This is a genomic window from Cnuella takakiae, from assembly GCF_001953305.1.
In the GTDB taxonomy this organism is placed as follows: Bacteria; Bacteroidota; Bacteroidia; order Chitinophagales; family Chitinophagaceae; genus Flavisolibacter; species Flavisolibacter takakiae.
Map to the genome: position 1 here is coordinate 4,212,601 of NZ_MTFE01000010.1, position 12,066 is coordinate 4,224,666.

7 protein-coding genes are annotated in these 12,066 nt (G+C 53.0%); 6 read left to right on the top strand and 1 reads right to left on the bottom strand.

What is annotated here, in order from left to right; all coding sequences use genetic code 11:
• A partial coding sequence (locus tag BUE76_RS24815; RefSeq protein WP_073043426.1) for a hypothetical protein occupies window positions 1-277 on the bottom strand: 277 nt, incomplete at its 3' end.
• Between the two features lie 199 nt (window positions 278-476).
• Here BUE76_RS24815 and nhaA point away from each other — a divergent pair.
• The 6 genes from nhaA to BUE76_RS18090 all read left to right on the top strand — a co-directional run bounded on the left by nhaA (window position 477) and on the right by BUE76_RS18090 (window position 12,018).
• A complete protein-coding gene (nhaA, locus tag BUE76_RS18065) occupies window positions 477-1,667 on the top strand; it encodes a Na+/H+ antiporter NhaA (RefSeq protein WP_073043632.1) in 1,191 nt (396 codons plus the stop codon).
• A gap of 54 nt (window positions 1,668-1,721) precedes the next feature.
• Window positions 1,722-2,747 carry an FAD:protein FMN transferase gene (locus tag BUE76_RS18070; protein ID WP_073043428.1) on the top strand — a complete coding sequence of 342 codons (1,026 nt, stop codon included), beginning with the start codon at window positions 1,722-1,724 and terminating at the stop codon, window positions 2,745-2,747.
• Window positions 2,748-2,823: 76 nt separating this feature from the next.
• On the top strand, window positions 2,824-3,084 hold the full coding sequence (locus BUE76_RS18075) for a hypothetical protein (RefSeq protein ID WP_073043430.1): 261 nt from the start codon (window positions 2,824-2,826) through the stop codon (window positions 3,082-3,084).
• A 221-nt stretch (window positions 3,085-3,305) separates the two neighbouring features.
• A complete protein-coding gene (locus BUE76_RS18080) occupies window positions 3,306-8,402 on the top strand; it encodes a translocation/assembly module TamB domain-containing protein (RefSeq protein WP_073043432.1) in 5,097 nt (1,698 codons plus the stop codon).
• Between the two features lie 22 nt (window positions 8,403-8,424).
• Entirely contained in the window at window positions 8,425-10,668 is a 2,244-nt protein-coding gene (gene tamL, locus BUE76_RS18085; RefSeq protein WP_245798357.1) for a translocation and assembly module lipoprotein TamL, read from the top strand.
• A gap of 204 nt (window positions 10,669-10,872) precedes the next feature.
• On the top strand, window positions 10,873-12,018 hold the full coding sequence (locus BUE76_RS18090; protein WP_073043436.1) for a M23 family metallopeptidase: 1,146 nt from the start codon (window positions 10,873-10,875) through the stop codon (window positions 12,016-12,018).
• Window positions 12,019-12,066 lie beyond the last annotated feature (48 nt).

Here is a 12,066-nt window from a genome sequence, read left to right on the forward strand (position 1 = left end):
AACTATAAAACTGCGTCAAATACAGCTCTACCAATTTTTGCACTTTGAGGTCCAGCGCCAGCTTGGGACGGAATAAGAGGATGGACTCGGGCTGCTCGATGGTCAATTCGAATACCTCCTTGCGTTCCCCGCAGTGAAAGAGGATATTCATCCATAACTTTTCGGCGGGCGAATTATGGTTGACCCTGGTAAAATAGTAGTTGCAGGCCACCTGTTTGCTGCCATAGGTGAAATGAAACAGCCTGCCGGCCTGGGTAAAAAGGCGCTCTGGGTTCATACAATCAGGGTTGTGCTTTAAAGATAATCAAGGCCAGCCACTAATCGGGAAGGCGGCCCTGGATTTCAGCAGCAGCAAAGAAGGTATGCTTTTAATAGCGGGTGTAAATGGCCGCCAATCCGCCCATGATAAACTTTACTGGGCTGAATGGGGCATTCTTTATTTCTTCGCGGCAGTGCCCCATAACCCCCGACCGATCATGAAGATTACCAGACTGTTCAAGGACTTTTTTCAAAGCGAACGCGCTTCCGGATATGTTTTAATTGGTACCACCATCATCAGCCTGCTGCTGGCCAACTTGTTGATTGGGCAGGATTTTGTTGACTTCTTCCACCAGAAAGTAGGTTTTGATGGCCCGGGCGTTCACCTCAAACTATCTGTTGAACACTGGATCAACGATGGCCTGATGACCATTTTCTTTTTGCTGGTAGGGCTGGAAATAGAAAGAGAGGTTTATATAGGTGAACTTTCAAGTATCCGGAATGCCTCCCTGCCTCTTTTTGCCGCGCTCGGTGGAATGGTATTTCCCTTTCTGATTCACTTAGCATTCAACTATGGTTTGCCCACACAGGATGGCGGCGGCATTCCCATGGCCACCGATATTGCTTTTGCCATTGGCATCCTATCCCTGGGCAAACGAGTGCCTTATGCACTCAAGGTTTTCCTTACCGCTTTTGCCATTATCGACGACCTGGGTGCCATTCTCGTCATTGCATTCTTCTATACCAAGAGCCTGCAACTGCTGTACCTGCTAGGCGCTTTGGGTTTCTGGGCACTTGCCTTTTTGTGCAACCGGCTGAAGGTGTACCGCATATGGGTGTACGTGCTGCTGGGTATTGGCCTGTGGTATTGCATGCTCCAAAGCGGCGTTCATGCTACCCTTGCAGGCGTGCTGCTGGCCTTTGCCATGCCCTTTGGCAATGGCGATGAGCAATCGCTTTCCTACCGGGTACAACACGCACTGCATTACCCCGTGGCTTTTATTGTGCTGCCCATATTTGCCCTGGCCAATACAGGCATCATCATTTCCAATACCTGGTTCAGCGATTTGCAAAACCCCAATAGCCTGGGCATCATGCTGGGACTGGTGGCAGGCAAACCCATTGGCATCATGGCGTTTTGCGGAATGGCCGTTGCTTTTGGCTGGAGCCGCCTGCCCGGGGAAGTTACATGGAAGCACTTGCTTGCCGCCGGCATCCTGGGAGGAATTGGCTTTACCATGTCCATCTTTATTACCCTGCTGGCATTTGACGACGCTACCCATACCAACGAATCGAAAATGGCAATTCTTGCCGCATCCACCATTGCTTCTGTACTGGGCCTGGCCGTACTAAGCTGGGCAGGGAAAAACCAACCCAATACATTGATGCCAGCAGAAGATATTGAGTAGCCGGTTCCTTTTTTCACCCCCTTTTACCCGAAATCCATAATTTCTATTCCTGCTATGTTCCTCCTGATGCCCCTGCTTTTGCTGCTGCGCCTGCTGCTGCCCCCTGCCGAATGGCACCGTTACGAGCTGCGCGGGAAGGCCCAGGGAACCAGTTGGTCGGTGATCTATTATGCGGAGGACAGCCTGGTAACCAGGTTGCAGTGCGATAGCATTCTAGCCTCGCTTGACAGCTCACTTTCTATTTACAAAAGCCATAGCAGGATCAATGCGTTGAACGCCGCGGAAAAGCAGTTTGCTGCCGACCGGCACCTGTCTGCCGTGCTGCAAAAAGGGCAGGCCATTGCCCGGCGCACGGATGGTGCTTTCGACCTTACCATCCTGCCCCTGATCACAGCCTGGGGCTTTGGGGCCAAACAACACACGACACCACCCCACCCAACGCTAATCGAACAACTGCGCAGCTGCACAGGGTACCGGCTTTTAAGGGTTAAAGGGGAAAAAGTGCGTAAAGCAAAACCCTGCCTGCAGGTGGATGTCAACGGCATTGCGCAGGGCTATAGCGTGGATGTGCTGGCCCGTTTCATGGAAGCAAAAAGGGTAACCAATTACCTCGTGGAAATAGGCGGAGAACTGCGGGTAAATGGCCGTAAACAACCCTCAGGCGAGCCTTTTGCCATTGGCGTGGAAAGCCCGGAAGCCGCCGAATCATACGGCGCCCCCCTGCAGCGCTACCTCCGGCTGGATAGCGGCGCCCTCACCACATCGGGCAACTACCGCAGGTATTACCTGAGTGGCAATAAGGCCATCACCCACCTGCTGGACCCGCGTACCGGTTTCCCGGTGCAGAACGAGCTGGTAGCGGTAACGGTTTGGGCGCCCGACGCAATTACTGCCGATGCCTGGGACAATGCATTGATGGTAATGGGACTGACTAAGGCTTTGCAAGCAGTTGCGGCGGAAAAACACCTGGCAGCCTATTTTATTTATAAGAAAAACGACAGCACCGTAGCCGATACGGCCACACCCAATTTTGCCAGGCTATTTGCAGGATCGCCTACAGTTGCGCAACAAGACAAGTGATAGGAAATTGGTAAAACTTTCGAGGAAAGCATTTCAGGTACAGCATTGGAATACATTATGGTTTCAAACCCTTACTATGGAAACGTTTTCTACCGTGCTGTTTGTGAACCATGCACCGGTTGGTTACCGGGTGCAGTGTGACAATGAAAGGGCTGAACTTAGTCCTGCAGAAAACCCCTCCCGAAAGGATGTTGCGCCCCGTATCATTGCTGAGAAAAGCCCTGCCGGGTGGCAGGTACAGGGTACCGACAACCCCGAATTGATTCGGCAGGTGATTTCAGAACTGCAATTAACCGAGCGAGGACCTGCTCCTGTTTTCATGAGTGCAGCACCATGAATTACCAATAAACTTTTGATGCCCCGCATTTGCCGGGGCATTTATTTACCCCTGTCCCAACCAGTCCATTTAGCCGTCAACTGCCAGGAAAGGTATTCCGTAGAACTTTCTCCACACGAAAACCTCTTCTTTATCAACAGCTTTGGGATTCAAGGCAACAGTTTTCCGCTTCTGCAAGGTCTGGTATTTGCGACGGGCTACCACCGTAGTTAACTTATAGCATGCAAACAGAAGTGCATCACAAGCCCATAACCTTGAAAATCGCCCGCATTCTCCTGAAGACCGTCCTCTTCCTGCTGCTTTTTGTAGTAGTGATCTTCCTGTTGATCCTGACACCCCCGGTGCAGAGATTCCTGACGGCAAGAGCTGAAAGCTTTTTGGAAAACAAACTCCAGACCCGTGTAGATATCGGCTCGGTTGGATTTGGCCTTACCGGCCGCATCCACCTGAAGGATATATATATTGAAGACCGCACCAAGGATACCCTTGTTTCCGGTGGTACCATCAAGGCCCGGCTGGCCCTCATGAAGCTGTTCAACAGTGAACTGGAAGTGAACGATCTGGTGGTGGAAGACCTTACCGCCAAGATCAAAAGAGTATTGCCCGATACCACGTTCAACTTCCAGTTTATTGTAGATGCCTTTGCACCCAAAACCACTACGGTAGACACGGCTGCTGCTTCAGCGCCCATGAAAATGGCGCTGAATAAGTTCAACCTGGAAAATATTGTGTTCCAGCTGAACGATGATGTTACGGGCAACAATATGCGGGTGCGCATCGGCGCTGCCGAAGCCCGGATGGACAGCATCAACCCCAGTGCCTTCTATTACGACATTCCCTCGGTAGCCATCAGCGATCTTACAGCAGTGATCAAGCAAACAAAGCCACTGGCCACACCCGAACCTGCCGTTAAAGACGTGGCCGAAGCCGCTGCTCCCACACCCATGCAGCTGCGGATTGGCGATGTTACCCTATCGAAGATCAACCTCGATTACGCCAATGATGTATCGGCATTTTATACCGTGCTGAACCTGGGCCGCCTGCATACCACCGGCCGCAAGCTGGATATGACCAACAACACGGTAATGCTTGAGGACCTGATACTGGAAAACACCACGGCGGCCATCCGCATGGGCAAGACCGCTGCGGCCAAGGTGGTGGAAGAAGAGGTAAAACAGGAAGTGGACGCCCAGCAAACACAGGGCTGGAATTTCCGGGTAGGCAGCATCAGGCTGAATAACAACAATATTAAGTTCGACAACGATAACGAACCCCGCCTCACCCGCGGTATGGACTATGCCCACCTGGATGCCAGGGGCCTGACCTTGCATGCGGATAACTTTATCATGTCCACCGATACCATTGCCACCCGCATCACCCGCGGGCAGATGGAGGAAAAAAGCGGGTTTAAACTGCAGGAACTGCGTGGCGACCTGCTCTATGCTTACAATGGCGCACACCTTAAAGACCTTTACATCAAAACACCGGGCACCGAACTGAAACGTGACCTGGTGTTGAAATACTCCTCTTATGAGGCATTGACCAACAATTTCCCGGCTACCCGCATGGAAATTGATATCGACGACAGCCGGGTGCAGGTTAAGGACATCCTCACCTTTGTGCCCACCCTTGCGGCTCAGCCGGCCTTCCGTAATGCAAACGATGTATGGCGGATGGACCTGAATGCCAGCGGCACGGTGAACAACCTGCTGGTGAACAACCTGAATTTTGATGGCTTTGGCAATACCGCAGTTCGTGCTTCGGGCAGGCTTACCAACCTGATGAACCCCTCGGTGGCAGGTGCCGATTTTACGTTGCAGCGGCTGCACACCACCCGTGCCGACCTGGAATTACTGAGTGGCGGCGCCATTCCCAAGGACCAGATTTCCCTTCCCGAAAGCATTGACCTGGATGGCACCATCCGGGGCAATATGGGCCGGCTGGCCACCAATATGAACCTGCGCACATCGGCGGGCTCGGCAGCCATCAGGGGCAGCTTTGCCAACATCACGGACCCTGTAAGGGCACAGTACAATGCTACCGTGCGCACAGCCGGCTTGCGGCTGGGACAGATCCTCCGCAACCCGCAAATCGGTACCGTTTCAGCAACTTTCTCAGCCAATGGTACGGGACTGGACCCCAAAACAATCCGCACCAACTTCAAAGGCAATATTGCTGCTGCAGGCTTTAATGGCTATACCTACCGCAACATCAGCATGGATGGCAGGCTGAATGGCCAGACTTTCTCGGCCAGCCTCAACAGCCGCGATGCCAATGCCGCCTTTACCCTGAATGCGGCAGGTGATTTCAACGGTACGCCTTCGCTGAAGCTGAATGGCATGATTGATAGCGTGAAAACACTGCCGCTTGGTTTTACCACGCAGCCGCTTGTTTTCCGAGGCCGCATCAATGGCGATATGCCCTCGCTTGATCCTGCCAACTTGGAAGCCGATGTGCTGATCACAGAAATGCTCCTTGTTTCGGGTACCAACCGCCTGCCGCTTGACACCCTTGCCCTGAATGCCGGCCGCACCGACTCGGGCCAGTTTGTACGCATCAACAGCGATATCATCCGTGCCGAACTGGAGGGCCAGTACCAACTGGCGGAACTGGGCTCAGTTTTTCAACAGAACCTTGCGCCTTATATCAACATGACCCCGGACATAGCGATACCCAAGGTGCAACCTTACGATTTTGCCTTTAACGCCGACATCGCCCCATCGGAGTTGTATGCCGCCTTTGTACCGGGTTTGAATATTACCAACCCTATTCACATGGACGGAAGGCTGGCAACCGGTAGTGGTATGCAGGCCAATGTGCGCAGCGACCAGCTGGCATTTGGCGGCAACACCCTTTTGGGCATCAATGTGCGGGCATTTACCAGTGCGCAGGGCTTGCAACTGCAGGGTCAGCTGAACCAGATCAAGGCAGGTGGATTGCAACTGTTTCGCACAACCCTCTATGCCACAGCGCTCAATAACAATATCAATTTCGGCCTCAACCTGGAAGACCAGCAGGAAAAGGATAAATACCGGCTGGCAGGCCTGTTTCAGATGCAGCCCAATGGCGTGTACCGCCTTTCGCTGGCACCCGACAGCCTGCTGCTGAACTATGACCGCTGGACGGTGGCTGCCAACAACCAGATTTTGGTGTCGCCCGACCTGATCAGGGCCGACAACTTTACCCTGTCAAAAGACGGTCAGAGCCTGGCCATCCAAAGTGCACCCGGCAGTGGCGTTCAACCGCTGACGGTTACGTTCAACGACTTCCGGGTGGCTACCCTAACTGGGTTTGTGCAAACTGATTCGCTGCTGGCAGATGGGGTGATCGACGGATCGGTACGCTTTGCCGCCCTGCCCAAGCAGATGCTGTTTACCTCCGACCTTACCATTGCCAACCTGAGCATGCAACGGGACACCATTGGCGACCTGCGCCTGCAGGTGGTAAGCAATACTGCCAACCGTTACGAGGCCAATATCACTTTGGGTGGCCGTGGCAACGATGCCCGTATTACGGGCACCATGACCCAACTGGCAGAAGATATAGGGCTTGATTTGGATGTAGACCTGCAACGGTTGGCCTTGTCCAATTTCGAAGGCGCCATGGCGGCTTTTGTACGCAAGGCCGATGGCGATATCAGCGGCAAAATCAGCATAGGCGGCACCGCCAGCAAACCCGATATTGATGGCGCTCTTCGTTTTAACGAAGTAAGCCTGGTAACCATTCCGCTGGGTGGACCGTTGCGCATTGATGACGAAGATATCCGGATCAATAACGAAGGCCTTACCTTCGACAAATTTGCCATCCGCGATTCGGCCAACCAGGCCTTTACCATTGATGGCGCGGTGCGCACCACCGACTTTACTTCCTTTGGTTTCGATCTCAACCTCAATGCCAACGATTTCAGGGCGCTGAGCACAACCAAAAAGGCCAATGACCTCTACTTCGGCAACCTGTACATTTCCACCCGACTGCATATTGGCGGCAATATGTCGGAGCCCAAGGTAGATGGCACCCTGTCGGTAAATGACAAAACCGATTTTACGGTAGTCATTCCCCAAACCGAAGCCAGCGTGGCTACCCGCGAGGGCATTGTACAGTTCCTCGATTTCGACGCACCGCTGAGCGACTCCCTGTTCAAAATGGTGGATACCCTGAACAAATCGGAACTGGTGGGTTTTGATGTGGCGGTAAACCTCTCGCTGAGCAAGGAAGCCAATTTCAACGTGGTGGTGGATCCTGCCAACGGCGACTTCCTGAACATCAAAGGCGAAGGCCAGCTATCCACCGGTATCGACCCCAGTGGCAAGATCACCATGACCGGTACCTATACCGTTTCCGAAGGTGCGTACCGCTTTTCTTTCAACTTTTTGCAGCGCCGTTTCGACCTGCAAAAGGGCAGCACCATTACCTGGCTGGGCGAGCCCACCAATGCCCAATTGGACATGACCGCTATATATGTAGCCAACACGTCGCCCCTCGACCTGGTAGCCGACCAGGTGGATGCAACAGAAAGGGGTTATTACCTTCAGAAGCTGCCGTTCCAGGTGCTGCTGAACCTGGATGGCGAGTTGCTGAAACCCCAACTCACCTTCGACGTGCAGTTGCCTAAAGAAAGAAACTATACCGTTGGCGGCGATGTAGTGGAAACAGTCAACTACCGGCTTACCCAGCTGCGGCAGGAACCTTCGGAGTTGAACAAACAGGTATTTTCCATCCTCCTGCTTAACCGCTTTGTGGGTGAAAATCCCTTCCAGAGCGAGGGTGGCGGTGGCGGCTTCAATGCCGAAACCTTTGCCCGCCAGAGTGTGAGCAAGCTGCTGACCGAACAGCTGAACAACCTTGCCGGCGACCTGATTGCTGGTGTGGACCTCAACTTTGGGGTTACCTCAAGCGATGATTATACAACCGGCGACCGCCGCACCCGCACCGATCTGAACGTGGGTTTGAGCAAACGCCTGCTGAACGACCGCCTTACGGTAAGTGTGGGCAGCGACTTCCTGCTGGAGGGGGCACAGCAAAACCAGAAGAGCTCCAATATTGCGGGCAACCTGGCGGTGAACTACCAACTGAGCCGCGATGGCCGCTATGCCCTCCGCTTCTATCGCCGCAATGATTTTGAAGGAATTGTGGATGGCTACATCATCGAAACCGGGCTGGGTTTTATCATGACGGTAGACTATAACCGGTTGAACCAGATTTTTGAAAGCACCAAAAAACGCGAGGAACGCCGCAAACAGCGAAGGGAAAACAACGCAACGGAAAAAACTGAGGCCACCAAACCGGAAGAAAAAGAAACAAAGAATGAACAGGAGTAGGAACTATTTTTTACTGGGCGGAATGACACTCTTACTGGCCGCCTGTAATGTTACCAAGAGTGTACCGGATGGGGACCATTTGTATACCGGCGCCTCGGTAGAACTGCGTGCCGACAGCCTGGACAAACGCACCAAAAAGGTATTGCAAAGCGATCTGCAGGGGCTGACCCGGCCCAAGCCTAATGGCCGCCTGCTGGGTATTCCGTTTAAGCTGGTCATCTATAATGCGCTGCGCAACAAAAAGCCCAATTCCTTCTGGGGTAAGCTGCGCGATAAGCAGGGGCAGCCGCCTGTGCTGCTGAGTGCAGTAGACCTGAACCTGAATACAACCAACCTGGATGCATTTCTGGAAAACAAAGGATTTTTCCGTTCCGAAGTTAGTGGCGACTCCACCACCAAGGGCAAAAAGGGTTCGGTGAAATACGTGGCCATTGCAGGACCGCGCTATACCATCGACTCGGTGATCTTTCCGGGCGATACCAGCGCCATGGCACAGGCCATCCGCGAAAGCAGCAAGGAAAGCCTGCTGAAATCCGGCGCTCCTTTCGACCTCGACCTCATCAAGGGTGAACGCACCCGTATTGATGCTTATGTAAAAGAAAGAGGCTTTTACTTTTTTAGCCCCGACTTCCTGCTGGCGCAGGTAGATTCTACCGACGGGCTGAATAAAGTAGATATGCGGCTGGTGCTGAAGCCCGAAACCCCTGCTGAAGCCGACGAGCCCTACCGCATCCGCAACGTGTATATCTACAGTGGCTATACGCTCAATGCGGCAAGACAGGATACCAGCAAAAACATAGGTAAGCTGTACAACGGGTATTATGTAATTGATCCCCGCAACAGGTATCGCCCCTTGCTGTTTGACCATGCCATGCAGTTCCGGCCCGGCGACCTGTACAACCGCACCGACCATAACCAAACCCTGAACCGGCTGATCAACCTGAACCAGTTCCGTTTTGTAAAAAACCGGTTTGAACCCATTACGGACAGCAACTACCTGGATGCCTACTACTACCTTACCCCGCTGCCCAAAAAATCGCTGCGTGGCGAGATAAACACCACTTCCAAAAGCAATAACCTGAACGGTATCGAGCTTTCTTTCAGCTGGCGCAACCGCAATACCTTCAAAGCAGGCGAGCTGCTCAGCGTCAGCGGGTATATTGGTTCAGAAACCCAGTTTGGCGGGCAGTTTAAAGGGTACAACACCTACCGCACGGGTGCGGAGGCCAACCTGCTGATCCCCCGCTTTGCGGTGCCTTTTTTTGATGTACGCACCCGCGGTGGCTATATGCCGCAAACCAAGTTTACCCTTGGCTACGATGTGCTCAACCGCCGCAAGCTCTATACCCTCAACTCCTTCAGGGGCAGCTTTGGCTATGTGTGGCAGGAAAGCATCCGCAAACGCCACGAGTTTAATCCTGTAAGCATTACCTATGTGCAGCCCATCAACGTAACACAGGAGTATTACGACAGCATCCGCAACAAGCCCTACCTGTCCAATATTATCGACTCGCAATTTGTGCTGGGCACCAATTACAACTACAACTACAACGACCTGGCTGCAGGCATCCAAAAGACCAACTCGTTCTACTTTAACGGGTTGGTGGATTTTGCTGGCAATGTGGCCGGTTTGGTTACCGGAGGCGGCAATGCTCAGGACCCCAAGCGGATTTTTAGTGCCGTTTTTGACCAGTACATCAAACTGGAAACGGATGTCCGTTATTACCGCCGCATAGGCACCAAAAGCTCCTGGGCCAACCGCGTCATCGCAGGCTTTGGTATGCCTTATGGCAACTCGGTGCGGCTGCCTTATGTAAAACAATATTTTGCCGGCGGCAACAACTCTTTACGTGCCTTTCGAAGCCGCACACTGGGTCCGGGTACCTACCGGCCTAAAGGGGATATCACCTTTACCGACCAAACGGGTGATATCCGCCTGGAGTTCAACACCGAGTTCCGGCCACATATCAGCGGCCCGCTCTATGGTGCCCTTTTTATGGATGCGGGTAATATCTGGCTGAAAAACGAAGATCCTTCACGCCCCGGCTCCAAGTTTACCAAGGACTGGTTCAAGCAACTGGCCGTAGGTGTGGGTGCGGGTGTGCGCCTCGACATTACGCTGTTTGTCATTCGCCTGGATGTGGGTATCCCGGTGCGCAAACCCTGGGAGGCCGATCCGCGTTGGTTCCAGGGAGTGGAAATACGCGATGCTGCATGGCGCAAAAGCAACGTGATTTACAACCTGGCGATTGGGTATCCATTTTAGGATTCCGGATGTGTGGTTTCAGATTTTGGCAGCTTATCCCTGTAGCAGTACTTGAAAAAGAAGTATGGCTACAGGGATTTTAATTCTTGCCTCTTCGCTGCTCCGCACCTTTGCGTGTAACAACCGTGACGGGCAAAAACTACCAAAATCCAATTAGCAAGTTCTTCACCTTTTCCGGCGTTATCCTTGCCCTAATGCGACGCCATGATCCTAAAAAACCTGATGTTTTCTTTGGCCTTCCCGGTACTGCTGGCACAAGCCGCCTGCGGTAAGATTGCCGCCGTAGTACTGGGGCCTAAAACACCCCGCGAAGCATACGAACGACAATTGGAAGAAACGCCGGAAGGCAAACGCTGGAAGCAGGCAGCCGAAGTAGCGCTCCTGCAACCTGTAGCCATTTCCCTTCCCTACCAGCAAAAAGGCAGTTTTCCCGATAGCATGCAAATAGCACTTGGCCTGGAATTCAAGGCACGTAAGGGAGCACAGGTGCGGTTTGAACTGGACAGGTCAACCGATGCATCCTTTCCCCTTTATGCCGATCTCTTCCTCCAGGAGCCGGGCACGGAGGCTTCCCTGTTGTATTCAGCCGATACAGCTGCCGGGTATTTTACCTATGATGTAGAAACGGAAGGTAATTATGTACTGCGGCTGCAGCCTGAGTTGTTGAAAGGCGGCCAATATAAACTGAGCATCACCGAAGGACCTTCCATCGGCTTCCCGGTAACGGACCCCAGGGCCAATATCGGTTCCTTTTGGGGTGCCGATCGCGATGCTGGCAAGCGCCGGCATGAAGGCGTAGACATTTTTGCAAAAAAAGGCTCACCTGCGGTGGCAGCCATGGATGGCTATATTACCGGGGTGCAGGAAACGCCCATTGGCGGCAAAGTGGTTTGGCTCAGACCTGAAGGAAAAGAGTACACGCTTTACTATGCCCACCTCGACCGACAGGATGTACAACAGGGGCAGGTGGTACGCAAAGGCGACCCGATTGGAACGGTAGGCAACACCGGCAATGCCCGCACTACGCCTGCACACCTGCATTTTGGTGTGTACACATTCCGCGGGCCTGTTGACCCCTTACCTTTTGTTGACAAAAGAACCAAGCAGCCTACTTCTTTACCTGCCAAATCATTGGTTGGTGTGCTGCAAAAACTGTCAAAAGGAAAAAGCAAAACAGTAGTGGCAGATGGCTACTTAACACCGCTGGCTGTTACAGCCAAAGGATACCTGGCAGCAAACGATAGCGGGCAGGTGGAACTTACCCCATTTAGTTCGGTAAAACTGATACCGGCAGCAGCAAATGCCCGTGCGGTGGTAGCTGTTGGAGATAACAGCGATAAGGCTATGTGATGGATGAAATTGCTGCTTGGATGCAGGTTTTGATGGAAACGCCGGGCG

Excerpts from the sequence above, each read along its gene's own strand:
- tamL (WP_245798357.1), top strand. The coding sequence starts at position 8,425 with ATGACACTCTTACTGGCCGCCTGTAATGTTACCAAGAGTGTACCGGAT.
- BUE76_RS18075 (WP_073043430.1), top strand. The coding sequence starts at position 2,824 with ATGGAAACGTTTTCTACCGTGCTGTTTGTGAACCATGCACCGGTTGGT.
- BUE76_RS18080 (WP_073043432.1), top strand. The coding sequence starts at position 3,306 with ATGCAAACAGAAGTGCATCACAAGCCCATAACCTTGAAAATCGCCCGC.
- BUE76_RS18070 (WP_073043428.1), top strand. The coding sequence starts at position 1,722 with ATGTTCCTCCTGATGCCCCTGCTTTTGCTGCTGCGCCTGCTGCTGCCC.
- nhaA (WP_073043632.1), top strand. The coding sequence starts at position 477 with ATGAAGATTACCAGACTGTTCAAGGACTTTTTTCAAAGCGAACGCGCT.
- BUE76_RS18090 (WP_073043436.1), top strand. The coding sequence starts at position 10,873 with ATGATCCTAAAAAACCTGATGTTTTCTTTGGCCTTCCCGGTACTGCTG.